Annotated in this window: 13 protein-coding genes; 9 read left to right on the forward strand and 4 right to left on the reverse strand. The window is 74.1% G+C overall.

Going from position 1 to position 18,105, the window contains the following annotated elements:
• Window positions 1-13 precede the first annotated feature (13 nt).
• Together AB0C78_RS08315 and AB0C78_RS08320 are read left to right on the forward strand one after the other, a co-directional pair.
• Entirely contained in the window at window positions 14-1,630 is a 1,617-nt protein-coding gene (locus tag AB0C78_RS08315) for a hypothetical protein (RefSeq protein ID WP_360743602.1), read from the forward strand.
• Window positions 1,627-3,078, forward strand: coding sequence for a hypothetical protein (locus AB0C78_RS08320; protein ID WP_360743605.1), 1,452 nt, complete (start codon window positions 1,627-1,629; stop codon window positions 3,076-3,078). The genes AB0C78_RS08315 and AB0C78_RS08320 overlap by 4 nt, the downstream gene beginning before the upstream one ends.
• Here AB0C78_RS08320 and AB0C78_RS08325 read toward each other — a convergent pair.
• From AB0C78_RS08325 to AB0C78_RS08335, 3 genes are all read right to left on the reverse strand, one after another.
• Window positions 3,055-3,993, reverse strand: coding sequence for a sulfite exporter TauE/SafE family protein (locus AB0C78_RS08325; protein ID WP_225992658.1), 939 nt, complete (start codon window positions 3,991-3,993; stop codon window positions 3,055-3,057). The genes AB0C78_RS08320 and AB0C78_RS08325 overlap by 24 nt on opposite strands.
• A 152-nt stretch (window positions 3,994-4,145) precedes the next feature.
• On the reverse strand, window positions 4,146-5,615 hold the full coding sequence (cysC, locus tag AB0C78_RS08330; RefSeq protein WP_360743609.1) for an adenylyl-sulfate kinase: 1,470 nt from the start codon (window positions 5,613-5,615) through the stop codon (window positions 4,146-4,148).
• A gap of 106 nt (window positions 5,616-5,721) precedes the next feature.
• A complete protein-coding gene (locus AB0C78_RS08335) occupies window positions 5,722-6,687 on the reverse strand; it encodes a class I SAM-dependent methyltransferase (protein WP_360743612.1) in 966 nt (321 codons plus the stop codon).
• 228 nt (window positions 6,688-6,915) lie between these two features.
• Here AB0C78_RS08335 and mfd point away from each other — a divergent pair, with 228 nt between their 5' ends.
• The 7 genes from mfd to AB0C78_RS08370 all read left to right on the forward strand — a co-directional run bounded on the left by mfd (window position 6,916) and on the right by AB0C78_RS08370 (window position 16,660).
• On the forward strand, window positions 6,916-10,485 hold the full coding sequence (mfd, locus tag AB0C78_RS08340; protein WP_360743615.1) for a transcription-repair coupling factor: 3,570 nt from the start codon (window positions 6,916-6,918) through the stop codon (window positions 10,483-10,485).
• 87 nt (window positions 10,486-10,572) lie between these two features.
• Window positions 10,573-11,241: a hypothetical protein gene (locus AB0C78_RS08345; RefSeq protein ID WP_360743618.1), complete on the forward strand. Its 669-nt coding sequence runs from the start codon at window positions 10,573-10,575 to the stop codon at window positions 11,239-11,241.
• A 160-nt stretch (window positions 11,242-11,401) separates the two neighbouring features.
• Window positions 11,402-12,376 carry a MazG family protein gene (locus AB0C78_RS08350; RefSeq protein WP_360743621.1) on the forward strand — a complete coding sequence of 325 codons (975 nt, stop codon included), beginning with the start codon at window positions 11,402-11,404 and terminating at the stop codon, window positions 12,374-12,376.
• Between the two features lie 70 nt (window positions 12,377-12,446).
• The gene (locus AB0C78_RS08355) at window positions 12,447-14,849 is read left to right on the forward strand and encodes a transglycosylase domain-containing protein (RefSeq protein WP_360743624.1); all 2,403 of its coding nucleotides are present in this window, start codon (window positions 12,447-12,449) and stop codon (window positions 14,847-14,849) included.
• An 86-nt stretch (window positions 14,850-14,935) separates the two neighbouring features.
• Window positions 14,936-15,880, forward strand: a complete 945-nt coding sequence (locus tag AB0C78_RS08360; RefSeq protein ID WP_360743627.1) for an NADP-dependent oxidoreductase — start codon at window positions 14,936-14,938, stop codon at window positions 15,878-15,880.
• Window positions 15,881-15,940: 60 nt separating this feature from the next.
• Window positions 15,941-16,150, forward strand: coding sequence for a hypothetical protein (locus AB0C78_RS08365; RefSeq protein WP_151542163.1), 210 nt, complete (start codon window positions 15,941-15,943; stop codon window positions 16,148-16,150).
• Between the two features lie 156 nt (window positions 16,151-16,306).
• Window positions 16,307-16,660, forward strand: a complete 354-nt coding sequence (locus AB0C78_RS08370; RefSeq protein ID WP_360743778.1) for a tetratricopeptide repeat protein — start codon at window positions 16,307-16,309, stop codon at window positions 16,658-16,660.
• Between the two features lie 16 nt (window positions 16,661-16,676).
• Here AB0C78_RS08370 and AB0C78_RS08375 read toward each other — a convergent pair whose 3' ends face one another.
• Complete coding sequence (locus AB0C78_RS08375) at window positions 16,677-18,074, reverse strand: HAMP domain-containing sensor histidine kinase (RefSeq protein WP_360743630.1); 1,398 nt, start codon at window positions 18,072-18,074, stop codon at window positions 16,677-16,679.
• Window positions 18,075-18,105: the final 31 nt, after the last annotated feature.

The raw sequence follows: 18,105 nt of genomic DNA on the forward strand, positions 1-18,105 counted from the left end.
CCAAGAGCATCCGATGACAGCACAGACCCCCGTCACACCGGAGATCAGCCTCGTCGAGGCGGTCTGGCGCTACCGGCTGATGTCTCTCATCATCGTGCTGGCCAGCGTCCTCGCCTCGGTCGCCGCCACCCAGATCCTGTTCAGCGGCGCGACCGCCACCGCGAGGTTCGCCGTCACCGACCCGACGAACAACAACAACGCGCTGCGCATGGGCGTCGTGTCCGGGCAGGGGTACGCCGCGTACACCGCGCAGCGCGCGGCGTTCGCCGGCTCCACGCCCGTGATGGCCCGCGCCGCCGAGATCGTCAAGAGCAAGCACGGCCCGAACCTCACCGGCGAGCAGCTGCGCGGCCGGGTGAAGACCTCGAGCAAGCCGGACGGCGGCGTCGTGGTCGTCACCGCCAACGGCTCCACCATGCCCGAGGCCGCCGTCATCGCCAACGCGGTGCTGCAGGCCTACCAGGACGTCACCGTCTCCACCAACAACAGCAACCTCGACGAGCAGATCAAGGGGCTGAAGGAGCAGGAGACGAAGATCACCGAGCAGATGCAGTCGACGCAGGCGGGCACGCGGCCGTACAAGGTGCTGCAGAGCCAGCTCGCGAAGATGCAGTCGGACGAGAGCGGCCTGCTGTCGGCCCGGTCGAAGAACAACGACGGGGTCCAGTTCACCGACACCGCCGACCCGACGGCGCCGACGCCCAGCAAGCTGCCGCAGAACGGCGCGATCGGCTTCGCGATCGGCGCGATCCTGGCCTGCATCGTGTCGTTCCTGCGCGCGTCCTCCCGGCCCCGCGGCCAGGCGCAGGCCGCGCCGGCGCCCGCGATGGGCGGGATGCCGGGCGGCGCGCCCGCCGGGGCGCTCGGCGGTCCCGGGACGCCGATGCCGGAGCTTCCGGCCGGCCGGTCCTACCAGGGCCGCCGGTCCATCGGCGACGGACGCGACGACGCGTACCGGTCCGAGGCCTACCGGTCCGAGGGGTACGCGGAGGAGCCGCCGCCGCCCGCGCCCGAGCGCGGCCGGGGCCGGCGGAGCCGCAGGTCCGCGCCGCCCGCCGAGCCCGCCGGCGGGCGCGGCTGGGCGCCCGAGGAGGGCCGCGGCGGCGCCGTCGCGCCGTCCGCGTCGGCCACCCAGGCGGTTCCGGCGTCCCCGCCGCCGCTCCCGCCGGAGCGCGGCCGCTCGTCCCGGGTGAACGGGGCGGGGTCGGGCTCGGCGTCGCGCTCGTCGTCCGGCCCGCGCGGCACCCGCGTCGCCGGCGGCGCGAACGGCGGCGCGTCGACCGGGAACGGGGCGTCCGGCCTGCCGAAGACGCCGCCCGCGTCGGGCAAGCCGCCGCGCAAGGCCGCGCCGAAGGGCCGCTCGGACAAGCCCGCGGAGGGCGACAAACGCCCCGCCTCGGACATCGCCGCCGACCTGTGGCCGGACGGCGGTGACCCGACCCGCACCGCCGAGGACCCGCTGTACCTGCTCGGCGGCAAGACGCCCGGCGCGGACAAGCCGCCCGCCGACAAGCCGGCGGCCGACAAGCCCGTGTCCGACAAGGGCCGGGGCGGCAAGCCCGAGCCGGGCAGCGGGTCCGGCAAGGGAAAAGGCGACTCGTCCCTGATGCACTACGACCTGGACAGGTGACGCAGGGGGCTTCGGGACGGAGCGTCAGCACCCCTGAGAGCACGGTCGAGACCGCGATCGACCTGCCCGCCGTGCCCGACCCGGCGCCCCCGGCCCCGCCCGCGGAGGGCCGGGGCAGGCGGGTCGCGGGGAAGGCCGGCCGGCTGCTGGCGTCCGCCGGCGGCGCCGTCGCCGTGCAGTTCGTCACCGCGGGCGGCAGCCTCGTCGTGCAGTCGCTGGCCGCCCGCACGCTCGGCGCGTCCGGCTACGGCGCGTACGCGCTGCTCTTCTCGATCATCGTGATGATCACCTCGGTGCAGACGAGCTGGGTCGGCGACACCCTCACGGTGTTCGACCGGTTCGAGCCGCGGGTGCGCGGCGCGCTGCTGCTGTCGGTCGGCGGCACCGTGGTGGTGGGCGCGGCCGTGGGCGCCGCCGTCGCGGCCGTCATGGGGCTCGCCGGGCCGCTCGGCATCGGGCTGTTCGCGCTCTCGGTGGCCCTGTGGCTGCTGGAGGAGACCGGGCGGCGGATCTTCACCGCGCGGATGGAGTTCTGGCGGCTGACCGTCAACGACGCCACCTACCTGCTGACGACGCTCGCGGTGCTCGGCGCCGCGCTCGGCGCCGGCGCGGACGCCTCGGTGGAGCTGCTGCTCGCCGCCATGTGCGCCGGGTCGCTGGCGTCGATCCTGCTGGCCCGGCTGCGGCTGCCGCGCGAGGAGTACGCGCTCGCCTCGCTGCGCGGCACCGCGTTCCGGGAGATCCTCGCGTTCTCCTGGTGGCGGTCGGTGCAGGCCGGCATCAGGCCGACGGCGCTGCTGCTCGCCCGCGTGATGATCGCCGGGTTCGCGTCCACCGCCGCGCTGGCCGGGGTGGAGGCGGCGCGGCTGCTGCTGTCGCCCGCGCTGACCTTCGTCAACGGGGCCGGCTGGTTCCTGCTCGGCGACTTCGCCAAGGCGGAGAAGGCCGGCCGGCCGATGCGGGCCCGGCAGGCGGTGCGGGCGTGCTTGCTGATGTCGGGGATCGCGCTCGTGATGAGCCTCGGCGGGATCCTGCTGGTGGGGTGGCTCGGCCCGGTCGTGACCGGCGGCTCGTTCGCGGTGGACCGGGTGGCGCTCGGCGGCTGGGCGCTGTACTCGGTGTGCTTCTCCTGCACGCTGCCGCTGGCGAGCCTCGCGACGGCCCGCAAGCAGTCCCGGTCGGTGTTCGTGATCCGCGGGGTGGAGAGCCTCAGCGGCCTGGCGGTGCTGCTCGGCCTGCTGGCCGCCGACCCGGGGCACGCCGCGATCGCGCCGTACTGCCTGGGCGCGGGCGGGATCGTGTCGGCGGTGATGCTGTGGCGGATGCTCCGCAAGGGCGACCCGCCGCGCGGAGGCGGCGGGCCGGTGGCATCGCCGGCGGGGACGGAGCCCCGGGAGCCCGGGGCGCCGGCCCGGACCGCTGAGTCAGGGGACCAGCTCGTCGGCTGACGCGGGGACGTTCCCGCGCGCGCTCCGGCCGCTCGCGGAGCGGTCCGCGCGGCGGCGGCCGGTGAGCCAGACGGCGGCCGTTCCGGCGCCGAGCACGACGACCGTCCACGCGATCGGGACGGCGCCGACGCCGAACATCTTCAGCGCGGACGCGACGAGCACCAGCGCCAGCACGCGGCGGATGAGGCCGCCGGGGGCGCGCGAAGAGATCTTCGAGCCGATGTAGACGCCCGGGATCGAGCCGACCAGCAGCGCGGCGGTGACCTGCATCTGGAAGTCGCCGAACAGCAGGTGGCCGAGCGCGGCGGCGAACACCAGCGGCACGGCCTGCAGCAGGTCGGTGCCGACGAGCTGGTTGGCCTTGAGCGTCGGGTACAGCGCGAGCAGCGCGACGATGATCAGCGAGCCGGAGCCGACCGAGGTGATGCCGACGACCAGGCCGCCGACGAGCCCGATCAGCACGGTCGGCACGGGCCGGACCTTGATCTCGGGGGCCTCCCCGTCCCCGGCGCCGGGGCGGTTCCGGTCGCGGCGGGCGAGCACGCCGCGGACGGCGAGGCCGCCGGCGGCGATCAGCAGCGCGACGCCCATCGCCTTGCTGATCAGGTTCTCCACCCCGTCGCCGTGGCCGAGGGCGCGGGCCACCAGCACGCCGCAGAACGCGGCGGGCACCGAGCCGGCGCAGAGCCAGCCGACGAGGCGCATGTTGATCGTGCCCTGCCGGTAGTGGACGGCGCTGCCGACCGGCTTCATCACCGCCGCCGCCACGAGGTCGCTGGAGACGGCGGCGAGCGGGCTGACGCCGAAGAACGTCACGAGCATCGGGGTCATGAGCGCGCCGCCGCCCATTCCCGTCAGGCCGACGACGATGGCGACCAGGAACGAGCCGAGGGCCATGGTCCAGTCGAAGTCCACGCGCCTTCACCCCCCTACGGCGGCATGACCTACCTGCTATATAGGAAAACTCGCCTAATACAGTACGGGACCGCACCCGGGTCTGTTAACCCGGGTGCACCCCAACAAACGCGACTAGATTGACGATCTACGACAAGAGTGACGAAAGGGGACTATTCGGTCCGGAGCCAGCCGCCCGCGACGAGCAGCTCCAGGACCCGCCCCACCGCCTCGTCCGGCGTCATCGCCGAGGTGTCCAGCGCCAGATCGGCGTCGTCCGGCACCTCGTACGGGTCGGAGATCCCGGTGAACTCCGGGATCAGCCCCGCCCGCGCCTTGGCGTACAGGCCCTTGCGGTCGCGCCGCTCGCACTCCTCCAGCGGCGTCGACACGTGCACCAGGATGAAGTCGCCCGCCGCCGCCACCATCCGGCGCACCTCCGCGCGGGTCGCCGCGTACGGCGCGATCGGCGCGCAGATCGCCACCCCGCCGTGCCGGGTGATCTCCGCCGCGACGAACCCGATCCGCCGGATGTTCAGGTCGCGGTCGGCCTTGGAGAACGTCAGGCCCGCCGACAGCATCCGCCGCACCACGTCCCCGTCCAGCAGGGTGACCGTCCGGCCGCCGCGCTCGACCAGCGCGTCCGCCAGGCCCCGCGCCACCGTGGACTTGCCCGAGCCCGACAGGCCCGTGAAGAACACCGTGACGCCCCGCGAGTGCTTCGGTGGCCGCGCGCGCGCCAGCTCGGCGGCGACCGCCGGCGGCGTGAACCAGTCCGGGACGGGCTCGCCCGCGTCCAGCAGCTCGCCGAGCCGCTCGGCGGTCAGCTCCGCCTGCACGTGGTCCGGCTCGATCCGCGCGACCGGACGCCAGATCTCCACGTCCGCGTCGTAGGCCCACGGCTCGGGGACCACGACCGGGATCGCGGTGCCCTCCGCCTCCTGCTCGGCGAGCAGGTGCGTGGCGCCGTACGCGGCGGCGACGTGCGCGCGGAGCAGGAGGTCACGGTCGTGGTCGCCGCGCGCGGGCAGCGGCACCGGGATGATCCGCGCACCCTCCGGCAGCTCCTTGCGGACGCCCAGCAGCGCCCGGACGAGCGACTCGTCGTGCTCGCCGCTCAGCAGCGGGAGCACCAGCACCTGCGCGCCGAGCCGCTCGGCGACCTGGCGGATCTGGCCGAGCTGCTTGCGGTGCAGCGGCTCGCGGGTCGCGACCGCCAGCAGCGGGCCGTCCACCGGGTCGAGCTCGTCGGGACGGCGGCGCAGGGAGTGGAACGGTCCGTGCGCGGGGGAGCGGAGCGCCTCCAGCGGCCCCGCGAGGCGCCAGCCCTGGGACGTCGGGTCCTGCCAGGCCTCCGCGACCTCCAGCACGGCCAGCGGCACGCCCTCCGGGTCCTGCAGGACGATCCGCTCGTGCGCGGTCAGCTCCTTCGGCACCGCCAGGGTGACCGGGACCGGCCACGGCGTCCCGTCGGCGAGCCGGCCCCCGGCGATCACCATCGCCGCGTCGAACGAGCCGAGGAAGCCGGTCAGCGGCCGGTACACGCCCGCGAGCAGCAGCTCCAGGTCGGCGAGCTCCACCGCGTCCGGAGCCCACCCGGGCAGGTCGCGCAGCGTGTCGGGAAGGCCGGCTTCGGCGGTCACCGCGGTCTCCGATCCCGCCCGGCGTGCGCGCCGGGCCGATGCAGGTCAAACGTCGATTTCCGCCAAATTACTGCGGTCGCGGCGGTGCCCGCACCTCCGCCCCCCGTCAGATCACCCGGGCGAAGCGGTTCTCCGGCTTGCGGATGACGAGGGTGACGTCGCTGTGGTCTGCGGTGAGGCGGCCCCGGCTGGCCGCCGCCACCAGCCGGCACAGCAGGTCGGTGAGGCCGGTTCCGGCCCCGAGCGCGTCGATGGCCTGCCGGGAGGTGTACTCCTCGGCGACCATCAGCCCGCGCATCACGCAGTACCACTGCATGCCCTGCCGGGACGCGACCTTGTCGTAGATCGCGGGCGGCGGGAGCCGCCGGGCCCGCCCTGTCTGCGGCGCGGACGCCGGGGCCCGCCGCTTCTCCCGCCGCGGAGCGGGCCGCTCCTGCCCGGCGGCGTCCTGCCCGCTGGCGTCCGGGGCGGCGGCCTCCGGCGCGGGCGCCGGGACGATGTCCGTGCCGGGCGGCGGGACGGCGGCCTCCGGCGCGCCCTCTGCGGCGCTCTCCGCCTGGCCCTCGGCGGGGACGCGGGCGTGGGCGCCGCGCGCGGCACGGGCGGGACGGGACTTGCGGCGCCGGCCCGAGGCGTGCATCCAGCGCGGCAGGTGGCGGTCGAGGAACCCGAACGCGGTGTTGCGGTCGCGCAGGTGGACCAGCAGCAGCCCGCCCGGCTTGAGCGCCGCGACGAACCGGTCGAGGACCAGCTCGGCGTGCGGGACCCGCTCGACGAGGTAGGTGGCGTGGACGATGTCGTAGGCACGCGGCGGCATCGGGACCGTGCGCAGGTCGCCGAGGTGCCACTGGTCGAGGTCGGGCCGCTCGCAGGCGTGCGCGCGCAGCTCCGGCGACTCCAGGTCGACCCCGGTCACCAGGCATTCGCGGTCGCCGAGGTCCAGCCCCGCGCCCCAGCCGCAGCCCGCCTCCAGGATGTGGATCCGCTGCAGGGGCTTCTCCAGTGCGTACTGCCTTGCGCGTTCTGAGAAGAGATCGCCGTCGTTGACCGGCGGCGTACGCAGATCGGTCACAGTCTCGCAGCGTAATCGCCCGACTGCGCTCTGTCCGCTATTTGCCTATTCTTGGTAACCGCCGTGTCGCCCTCCGCGATCATGGGCGCCGGTCCCGCGGCCTGCGACGTCGCCAGCGCGGCGGCGTGCGCGGGCGCGTAGTCTGGTACGCGGTGCCGGGTCCGCTCACGGATTCCGGTTCTTCGGGCTGCCCTGCCCCTCGGGGTGAATGCGAACTTACGGGCGAAAATGACGCTTTCTGGACTTGTTGACCTTGCGTGCGCCGATGCCGAGCTGGAGCGCGCGCTGAAGCAGGCGCGCACCGACACCGAGGTCGTAGCCCCCGCCGCCACCTGGCCGATCCTCGCCGCGGCGCTGAGCCGCGCGGTCGCCGCGCGCTCCGCCGGGCCCGGCGGACGGCACGGCGCCGTGCTGGCGGTGACCGCGACCGGCCGCGAGGCCGAGGACCTCACCGCCGCGCTGACCAGCCTGATCGGCGCGGGCCGGGTGGCGCACTTCCCGGCCTGGGAGACGCTGCCGCACGAGAAGCTGTCGCCGCGCTCGGACACGGTCGGGCAGCGGCTCGCCGTGCTGCGCCGGCTCGTCCACCCCGACGCGGGCGACGCGCCCACCGAGGAGGAGGCCGGCGCGCACCTGCCCGGCAAGGGCGGCGCGCTGGACGTCGTCGTCACGCCGGTCCGCGCCGTCCTGCAGCCGATCGTGTCGGGCCTCGCCGACCTGGAGCCGGTCCGGCTGGTGTCGGGCGAGGACGCCGACATGGACGACGCCGTCCGCCGCCTCGTCGACGCCGGGTACCACCGCGTCGACCTGGTCGAGAAGCGCGGCGAGATCGCGGTGCGCGGCGGCATCCTCGACGTGTTCCCGCCCACCGAGGAGCACCCGCTGCGGGTGGAGTTCTGGGGCGACACCGTCGAGGAGATCCGCTACTTCAAGGCGGCCGACCAGCGGTCCCTGGAGGTCGCGCAGGACGGGCTCTGGGCGCCGCCGTGCCGTGAGCTGCCGCTGACGGAGAAGGTCCGCGAGCGCGCGAAGCTGCTCGCCGAGGAGCACCCCGCGCTGGAGGACATCCTCGGCCGGATCGCCGACGGCGACACCGTCGAGGGCATGGAGGCGTTCTCGCCCGTCCTCGCCGACAGCATGGAGCTGCTCACCGACCTGCTGCCCGAGGGGTCGGCGCTGCTGGTGTGCGAGCCGGAGCGGATCCGCACCCGCTCGGTCGAGCTCGTCCGCACCAGCCAGGAATTCCTCGAGGCCAGCTGGGTGAACGCCGCCGCGGGCGGCGAGGCGCCGATCGACCTCGGCGCCGCCGCGTTCCGGTCGCTGGAGGAGGTCCGGCAGCACAGCACCGAGCTGGGCCTGCCGCGCTGGAGCGTCACCGCCCTGAACCCCGAGGGCGACGCGCTGAACCTCGGCGTGCACGCCGCCGAGGCGTACCGCGGCGACACCACCCGCGTCGTCGGCGACCTCAAGGGCTGGATCGACGCCGGCTGGCGCGTCGTCATGGTCACCGCCGGCCACGGGCCCGCCGAGCGCCTCGTCCAGCTCGTCGGCGAGGAGGGCATCGGCGCGCGGCTCGCCGACGTCGCCGCGCCGCCCGAGCCGTCCGTCGTCACCGTCACCACCGGGCTGCTGGAGAACGGCTTCGTCTGGGAGCCGGTGAAGCTCGCGGTGCTCACCGAGACGGACCTGTCCGGGCAGAAGTCGTCCACCAAGGACGTCCGGCGGATGCCGTCGCGGCGGCGCGGCGGCATCGACCCGCTGCAGCTCAAGCCCGGCGACTACGTCGTCCACGAGCAGCACGGCGTCGGACGGTACGTGGAGATGGTCAGCCGGACGGTGCAGGGCGCCACCCGCGAGTACCTGATCCTGGAGTACGCCAAGAGCGACCGGCTGTTCGTCCCGACCGACCAGCTGGAGGAGCTGACCCGCTACGTCGGCGGGGAGGCGCCCAGCCTGCACCGGCTCGGCGGCGCCGACTGGCAGAAGGCCAAGTCCCGCGCCCGCAAGGCCGTCAAGCAGATCGCCGGGGAGCTGATCCGGCTGTACTCGGCGCGGATGGCGAGCCCCGGGCACGCGTTCGGCACCGACACCCCGTGGCAGCGCGAGCTGGAGGACGCCTTCCCGTACGTGGAGACGCCCGACCAGCTCGCCGCCATCGACGAGGTGAAGGGCGACATGGAGAAGCCCGTCCCGATGGACCGGCTGATCTGCGGCGACGTCGGCTACGGCAAGACCGAGATCGCGGTGCGGGCGGCGTTCAAGGCCGTCCAGGACGGCATGCAGGTCGCGGTGCTGGTGCCGACGACGCTGCTCGTCCAGCAGCACCTGTCGACGTTCGCCGAGCGGTTCGCGGCCTTCCCGGTCGTGGTGAAGCCGATCAGCCGGTTCCAGACCGACGGGGAGATCGAGGCGACCCTCGGCGGCCTCGCCGACGGCACCGTGGACGTGGTGGTCGGCACGCACCGCATCCTGTCGGCGCGGACGAAGTTCAAGAAGCTCGGCCTGGTGATCATCGACGAGGAGCAGCGGTTCGGCGTCGAGCACAAGGAGGAGCTGAAGCGGCTGCGCACCCAGGTCGACGTCCTCGCGATGTCGGCGACGCCGATCCCGCGGACGCTGGAGATGGGCCTCACCGGAATCCGGGAGATGTCCACGATCCTGACGCCGCCGGAGGAGCGGCACCCGGTGCTGACGTTCGTCGGCCCCTACGAGGAGAAGCAGATCGCCGCGGCGATCCGCCGCGAGCTGCTGCGCGAGGGCCAGGTGTTCTTCGTGCACAACCGGGTCCGGTCGATCAACAAGGTCGCGGCGAACATCGCGCGGCTCGTCCCGGAGGCGCGGGTCGCGATCGCGCACGGCCAGATGAACGAGCACGAGCTCGAGAAGGTCATGGTCGACTTCTGGGAGAAGAACTACGACGTGCTGGTCGCCACGACGATCGTGGAGTCGGGGCTGGACGTCCCGAACGCCAACACGCTGATCGTCGACCGCGCCGACATGTACGGCCTGTCGCAGCTGCACCAGCTGCGCGGACGCGTCGGGCGCGGCCGGGAGCGCGCGTACGCCTACTTCCTGTACCAGCCGGAGCAGCCGCTGACCGAGACCGCGCACGAGCGGCTCGCGACGCTGGCGCAGCACACCGAGGTCGGCGCCGGCATGTACGTCGCGATGAAGGACCTGGAGATCCGCGGCGCGGGCAACATCCTCGGCGCGGAGCAGTCCGGGCACGTCGCGGGCGTCGGGTTCGACCTGTACGTCCGGATGGTCGGGGAGGCCGTCCGGGACCTGAAGGAGGGCGGCGCCGAGCCGGAGGCCGTCGAGACCAAGGTCGAGCTGCCCGTCGACGCGCACCTGCCGCACGAGTACGTGCCGGGGGAGCGGCTCCGGCTGGACGCCTACCGGCGGATCGCGGCGATCACGTCCGAGGACGAGATCGGCGCCGTGCACGACGAGCTGAAGGACCGGTTCGGGCCGCTGCCCGTCCCGGTGCTGAACCTGCTGGAGGTCGCGCGGTTCCGTGCCAAGGCGCGCAAGGCGGGGCTCAGCGACGTCACCCTGCAGGGCAACTTCATCAAGTTCGCGCCGGTGGACCTGCCCGACTCCAAGCAGGTCCGGCTGCAGCGGCTGTACCCGAAGAGCATCCTCAAGGCCGCCAGCGACACGCTGCTGGTGCCGGCGCCGAAGACGGCGCCGCTCGGCGGCCGGCCGCTGCGCGACCAGGAACTGCTGAAGTGGGCGACGGACCTGGTCGAGGCGCTGTTCCTGGAGGCCTCGCCCGCGTCCGCCGGGCGGGGATAGGCTGCACCGGATCGCCGGTGATCAGGGACCAGGGCCGTCCCGACGCGCCGGGCGACGCACAGCGACGAACGACGAGACGAGGATTCCGTGCCCGGTAAGTCCGTGAAGGTCGTGGTGGCCGCCGTGGTGGCGGCCGGCGCGCTGGCCGGCTGCGGCGGCCAGACCCGCGTCGGCACCGCCGCCCTCGTCGGCGGCGACCGCATCACCGTCACCTCCCTCGACCAGACCGTCCGGGACTGGCGCGGCCAGTTCAAGGACGACCCGGTCGCCAACCAGATCCGGGCGAACTCCAGCGGGCTCGCGCCGGGGCTCGCCGACCAGGAGTCCGAGACGGACATGGAGGGCGCGCTGAGCCTGCTGGTGAACTTCCGCGTCGCCGACCGCGTCGCCCGCGACGCGGGCGTCCGGGTGCCGGACGGGCTGGCCGACCAGACCACGGCGCTCATGGACCAGCGGGGCGGCGCCGGCTCGATCACGCTGGCCAGCGGGCTGCCGCGGTCGCGGACCCGGGACCTGGCGCGCTTCATCGCCACGCAGACGGCGGTCATGCAGAAGTTCGGCGCCGACCTGAGCAACGCGCAGAGCCCGCTGACCGTGCAGGCCGCGCAGCAGTGGGGCCTGAAGTTCCAGCAGGCGGCGCGCGACATGCACATCAAGATCAACCCGCGGTTCGGCCGGTACGACGCGGCCAAGGTCGACATCGGGCCGGTCGTGTACGACCTGTCGTCGGCCGAAACGGGTACCGACGGAGCATGAGCGAAGCGAACCGGGGGGTGCGGGGGGTCGTCCCCCCGCAGGCGGTGCGCATGAGCGAAGCGAACCGGGGGGTGCGGGGGGTCGTCCCCCCGCAGGCGGCGCGCATGAGCGGAGCGAAGCGGGGAGCGCGAGTGGTCAGGGCGTCGCGGGGAGCGCGCGCATGGGCCTGACGCTGCTGGCGACGACGCACCGGGTCGCGCCCGGCCTGCTGACCTGGAAGGCGTGGGACGCGCTGCGGTCGGCGGGGCGGGTGCTCGCGCGGCCCGGCCATCCGCTGCTGCCGTACCTGCGCGACGCGGGGGTGTCCGCCGAGGAGACCGCCGTCCCCGACCCGGCCGCCCTCGTCGCCGCCGCGCGGGAGGCGCAGGTCGTGTGGATCGCGGCACCCGAGGGCGACGAGGACCTGATGCGCGCGGTCGGCGCCCTCGTCGTCAGCGACCCGCTGGACGTCGAGGTGCTGCACGGCTCCTACGACCTGCCCGGCGCGCGGCTCCTCGACCTGGTCGCGGTGATGGAGCGGCTGCGGGGCAACTGCCCGTGGGACCGGGAGCAGACCCACGAGACGCTCGTCCCGTACCTGCTCGAAGAGTCCTACGAGGTGCTCGACACCATCGAGAACGGCGACTACGGCGCGCTGCGCGAGGAGCTCGGCGACGTGCTGATGCAGGTGGTGTTCCACTCGGAGGTGGCGTCCGAGCGCACCGGCGACACCGCGTTCACCATCGACGACGTCGCCGCCGGGATCGTCGACAAGCTCGTCCGGCGGCACCCGCACGTGTTCGCGGACGTGGCGGTGTCCGGCGCCGACGAGGTCAACGCGAACTGGGAGCAGATCAAGGCGGCCGAGCGGGCGGCGAAGAGCGGCGCGGACGCGTCGGCGCTGGACGGCGTCCCGATGGGGCAGCCGGCGCTGACGCTCGCGGCGCAGCTGCAGCGCCGCGCGGGCCGCATGGACGCCCCGGACGAGCTCGTCCCCACCGCCGAGGACACCGGCGATGACCTGGGAATACGGTTGTTCGCCCTGGTTCGGGAGGCCGCTGATCGCGGACTCGACGCCGAAGCGGAGTTGCGGGCCGTTTCCCGGGTATTCCGCGATCGTGTCAGAGCGTGGGAACGGCGGCGGGCGCACGGCTGATCCGGTGGATCCCGGGCGGAAGATCCCCGATGGGGTGGTCCGCCGGAAGTCGCCCGTCTACAGTGAGCGCGTGCCGAACGGGGCCAGGGACGGCGGCGGGGACGGGAACCGGTCACCGGTGCGCCGTCGCCGCCGGCTGCTGACCGCCTCCACCACCCGCGCCCAGAAGTTCCGCGCGCTGCGCGGTCTCGGCGTCCTCGGCGGCGTCGCCGGGCTGCTCGTCGCGCTGCTGGTGCTGCCGACGGCCTGCACCGCCGGGGTCAACGCCCGCGACTCGGCGCGCTGGTTCGACAGCGTCCCCGCCGACCTCGACACCTCCGGCGTGCCGCAGCGGTCCCGGATCCTCGCCGCCGACGGCTCGACGCTCGCGACGTTCTTCTACCAGAACCGGGTGGACGTCCCGCTCGACGGGATCGCGCCGATCGCCCGCAAGGCGGTCGTGGCGATCGAGGACAGCCGCTTCTACGAGCACGGCGCGATCGACGCGCAGGGCACGCTGCGCGCGCTCGTCAGCGACCTCGGCAACGGCGAGGTCACCCAGGGCGGCTCCGGCATCACCCAGCAGTACGTGAAGAACCTGCTGCTCACCCAGGCCGACTCGACGGCCGAGCGCAACGCCGCCAAGGAGATCTCCGCGGCCCGGAAGATCCGCGAGCTGCGGTACGCGGTGGCGGTGGAGCAGCGGTACTCCAAGGACGAGATCCTGCGCCGCTACCTCAACATCGCCTACTACGGCGCGGGCGCCTACGGCATCGAGGCGGCGTCGCGGCGGTACTTCTCCAAGCACGCCTCGCAGCTGAACCTCGCGGAGGCGGCGCTGCTCGCCGGGGTCGTCCGGTACCCGTTCGCCTACGATCCGACCCGGCACCCGGAGGCGGCCCGCAAGCGCCGCGACACGGTCCTGCAGCGGATGGCCGACCTCGGGTACATCACCCAGGACACCGCCGCGGCGACGGAGCGGCAGCCGGTCCGGCTGAAGGTCCAGGACGTCAAGAGCGGCTGCGTGACCAGCACGGCGCCGTTCTTCTGCGACTACGTCCAGCGGGAGATCCTCGCGAACCCGGTGTTCGGCGCGACGTCCGGGGACCGGGAGAAGCTGCTGAAGCGCGGCGGCCTCACCATCCGCACCACCCTGGACCGGCGGGCGCAGAAGTCCGCGCAGCGCGCCGTCGACGACGCCGTCCCGGCGAGGAACTCGGCGCACAAGGCGGCGGCCGAGGCGATGGTGGAGCCGGGCACCGGCCGGATCAAGGCGATGGTCGTCGACCGGAAGCTCGGCTCGGACAAGGTGCGCGGCAAGACCTGGATCAACTTCGCCGCGGACGCCGACCACGGCTCCAGCATCGGGATGCAGGCCGGGTCGACGTTCAAGGCGTTCACGCTGGCCGCGGCCCTCGACCAGGGCCTGCCGTTCGGCACCCGGCTGATGGCGCCGAAGGAGTTCACGCCGGTCGGCTACCGCGACTGCAAGGGCCGCCGCGTCGGCGACGCGAGCGCCTCGCTGCACAACGCGGGCGACGGCGAGGGCGGCAAGCCGTTCAGCATCGTCACCGGCACGCAGCACTCGGTGAACACCTTCTTCCTCGCGCTGGAGAAGAAGGTCGGGCTCTGCCCGACGGTCAAGATGGCCGAGAAGCTCGGCATGCGGCAGGCCACCGGCGCGCCGCTGCAGCAGTACCCGTCGTTCACGCTCGGCATCAACCAGGTCTCGCCGGTCCGGCTCGCCGCCGCCTACGCGGCGTTCGGGGCGCGCGGCCGGTACTGCTCGCCGATCGCGATCACGCAGATCACCAACGCGGCCGGGCACCGCCTCAAGGTGCCGAGCGCGCACTGCGAGCAGGCCCTCGACAGGGAGACCGCGGACGCCGTCAACTACGTGCTGCGCGGCGTGCTCACCAAGGGCACCGCCGCCGGGCAGGGCATCGGGCGTCCCGCCGCCGGCAAGACCGGCACCGTCGACAACTTCTCCGCCGCCTGGTTCGCCGGGTACACCCCGGACCTGGCGTCCGCGGTGTGGGTCGGCGACCCGCGCGGCGGCTACAAGCACCCCATGTCGGACCTGTGCATGGACGGCCGCTGCTACGGCCCCGTCTACGGCGCGACGATCCCGGCGCCGATCTGGCACCAGAGCATGGTCGGCGCGCTGGCCGGGACGCCCGCGTCGTCGTTCGTCCGGCCGCCGTCGCGCTTCTTCAGCAAGGGGTCGGGCGAGGAGACCGCCAAGCTGCCGGACGTGCGCGGGATGAAGGTCGCGGACGCCGCCGCGAAGCTGCGCGGCGCCGGGTTCAAGGTGCGGGTCGGCGCCCCGGTGAAGTCCGACTACCCGAAGGGGACGGTCGCGGAGGTCTCCCCGTCGTCGGCGCAGCCCGGCGGGACGATCACGCTGCGCCCGAGCAAGGGCCCGGGCAAGGGCACGGGCGGCCCGAAGCGCCGCGACGAGGCCGGCGGTCCGCGCCACGGAATCCCGGGCTGACCTGCGCACCTGTGTGATCGTCCGGTACCGGGGTAGATCATCGGACGGGGGATTCCAGTACGCAGTCCATCGGGGGGACGATCGTCATGCGAGCCATCGCCGTGTCCGAGTACGGCGCCACGCCGGCGCCCACGCACCTGCCGCGGCCGGAGCCCGGCCCCGGCGAGATCCTCGTCAAGATGATCGCCGCGGGCCTCAACCCGGTCGACTGGAAGATCGCCGACGGGATGCTGAAGGACTCGGTGGAGGCGCGCTTCCCGCTGATCCTCGGCCAGGACGGCGCCGGGGTCGTCGAGGCCGTCGGCGCGGGCGTCACCCGGCTGCGGCACGGCGAGCAGGTGTACGGGATGTTCCGCGACGTCGAGCGCGGCATCGGCAGCTACGCCGAGTACGCGCTGGCCGCCGAGGACGGCCCGGTCGCCCGGATGCCCGCCGGGATGATCTACACGCAGGCCGCCGCGGTGCCGACGGCCTGCGGCACCGCCATGGCCATGGTGGACGAGGCGGAGCTCGACACGGGGCAGACCGTCCTGATCGTCGGCGCGACCGGCGGGGTCGGCCAGGCCCTGGTGCAGCTCGCCGCGCTCACCGGCGCCAAGGTGATCGCCACGGCCCGCGACGACATGGCCGGCACGATCCGCCGGCTCGGCGCGGACGAGACCGTCGACCACTCCGAGGGCGACCTGAACGACCAGGTGCTCCGCGTCCACGGCGACGGGATCGACGCGATCCTCGACGTGGTCAGCGACGCGCAGGGGACCGAGCGGCTCGCGCAGCTGCTGCGGCCGGGCGGCACCTACGTCAGCACCACCTGGTCGGTGAACCCCGACGTCATGGAGGCCCAGGGGCACCGCGGCGTCAACCACATCGGCGCGCCGTCCGCGGAGATGCTGGACCGGCTGTCCGACCTCATCGACGCGGGCGAGCTGCGGGTGACGGTCGAGCGCGAGGTGCCGCTCGAGGCGGCGGGCGACGCGCTCGCCGACAACCGCGCCGGCGGGGCGCGCGGCAAGACGGTGATCCGGATCTGAGGTGATCGCGGCCCCCATGCGGGCATGCAGTCCCGAACAGACCCCCGTTAGGAGGCCCACATGAGCACCGAGGACGAGAAGCGCGCCCGGATCCGCGACCTCGACGCGAACATCTCCCGGCTGCGCGCCGAGCTGCCCGCGCCGTCGGCGGACGCGACCGACTTCGTCGACGCCGGCCAGAACCTCGCGGCCCGCGAGGAGCTCGCCGGGCAGATCGAGGCGCTGGAGAACGAGCGCCACCGCCTCCGCGAGGAGCTGGGCATGGCGTAGCCGCGGACGGCGGGGCGTAGCCGCGGATGGCGGGGCGTAGCCGCGGGCGGCAGGCCTAACTGCGGGGCGGGGCGGCCGGACCGCGGAGCGGGGAACAAACGAACCGGGCCTCAGGTTCATGGTTGCGTCAAGCAACCCGTGAGAGGGGGCCACGTGATCACCTACGAGGACTTCGAGCGCGCGACGCTGTTCTTCGACGCGAAGGACTACGCCGGCGCGGCCCGGCTGCTGGCCCCCATCGCCGCCGAGGAGCCCGGCAACCGCGCCGCCGTCGAGCTGCTGGCCCGCGCCTACTTCCACAGCGCCCAGCTCGGCCGCGCCGAGGAGGCGTTCCGCCGCCTCGTCGACCTGGACCCGTGCAACGGCTGGGCGCACGAGGCCCTGGCTCGCACGCTGGAGCGCCGCAACCGCCCCGACGAGGCGCGCACCTACCGGAACCTGGCCCGGGCCATGGGCGTGGGCCCCGCCGAGAAGGTCGACGTCTCCCTGACCGCGGCCGACCTCGCCTGATCGCGCCTGATCCCGTCTACCGGCCGAGGCTGGGGGTGCCGGCGGAGGCGCCCTTCCTGGGCAGGCGCAGGACGAAGCGGGCGCCCTCGTCGTCGCTGCGGCGGTCGGCGAGGATCAGCGAACCGCCGTGCGCGGCGGCGATGTCGCGTGAGATCGCGAGGCCGAGGCCGGTGCCGCCGGCGTCGCGGTGCCGGCCCTCGTTGAGCCGGGTGAAGCGCTCGAAGACCCGCTCGCGGTCCTCGGGCAGGATGCCGGGGCCGTCGTCGATCACCTCGACGACGGCCGTCGACGGCTCCTCGGTGCCGACGATCACGGTGACCGCGGACCGGGCGTGCCGGTCGGCGTTGTCGATCAGGTTGGTGAGCAGCCGGGCCAGCTCGGAGCGCCCCGCGGTCACCGTCACCGGGCCCTCCGACAGGACGGTGACCCGGGCGCGCCGGGGACGGCGCAGCACCTCCTGGTCGGCCAGCTCCGTCAGGTCCACGGTCTCGCGCGGGAAGTTGCGGTCGGCCTCCAGCCGGGCCAGCGCGAGCAGGTCGTCGACGACGGCCCCCACCCGGTCGGTGTTGTTGAGCAGGGCGCGCAGCGTGTCGGGCAGGTCGGTGGCGTCGGGGTCGGCGAGCGCCAGCTCCAGCTCCATCCGGAGCCCGGCGAGGGGGCTGCGCAGCTCGTGCGAGACGTCGACGACGAACGCGCGCTGCCGCGCCACCGCCTCCTCCAGCCGGTCCAGGGTGGCGTTGATGCTGTCGGCGAGCACCGCGATCTCGTCGCGCCGGTCCGGGACGGGGACGCGGCGCTGGATGTCGGTGGCGGTGATCTCGTCCAGCTCCCGGCGGATCGCCTCGACCGAGCGCAGCGCCTGGCTCGCCGACAGCCACGTCCCGTACCCGGCGATCGCGGTGACGATCGGGATGCCGAGCGCGAGCAGCGCCGCGAGCAGGGGCCGCGGGAACAGGCCCGGCTCGGGCGCGAGCGTGTAGACGTACTCCGCGCCGGGGCCGGGCATCCCCACCCGGTACTCGACGATCTGGAAGCACGGCCCGCCGGGCGCGTCGACGGCGCAGCTGCGGCCGATGCGGCGGTCGTTGCCGGGCGGGGGGCGCGGGAACGCCAGCGGCGGCCGGCCCTGCATCCGGCTGCTCGCCGCGATGACGCGGTGCCGGCCGTCGACGACCTGCGCGAGCGTGTCGCCGATCGTGTAGACGTGCGGGACCGGCAGGACGCCGGCGTGGATCACCGTGGCGATGCGCCGGCCCTCGCGCGCCAGGTCGTCGTTGAGGTCCCCTTTCACGTCCTGCCTGATCAGCACCACGAAGACCGCGTAGAGGACGGTGGTCAGCAGGAACGCCGCGAGCGCCGCCGTCACCGTCACCCGGAACCGGACCCGCGAGCCGTGCAGCGCGACCCGCCACACACAGCGGGTCAGGACCGCTGCGGTACGGCGG

This window comes from Actinomadura sp. NPDC048394 (genome assembly GCF_040651755.1).
Classification (GTDB): domain Bacteria; phylum Actinomycetota; class Actinomycetes; order Streptosporangiales; family Streptosporangiaceae; genus Spirillospora; species Spirillospora montaniterrae.

What these genes read in the sequence shown, in the direction of transcription:
- AB0C78_RS08315 (WP_360743602.1), top strand. Translation starts at nt 14, where the DNA reads ATGACAGCACAGACCCCCGTCACACCGGAGATCAGCCTCGTCGAGGCG.
- AB0C78_RS08365 (WP_151542163.1), top strand. Translation starts at nt 15,941, where the DNA reads ATGAGCACCGAGGACGAGAAGCGCGCCCGGATCCGCGACCTCGACGCG.
- AB0C78_RS08350 (WP_360743621.1), top strand. Translation starts at nt 11,402, where the DNA reads ATGGGCCTGACGCTGCTGGCGACGACGCACCGGGTCGCGCCCGGCCTG.
- mfd (WP_360743615.1), top strand. Translation starts at nt 6,916, where the DNA reads ATGACGCTTTCTGGACTTGTTGACCTTGCGTGCGCCGATGCCGAGCTG.
- AB0C78_RS08360 (WP_360743627.1), top strand. Translation starts at nt 14,936, where the DNA reads ATGCGAGCCATCGCCGTGTCCGAGTACGGCGCCACGCCGGCGCCCACG.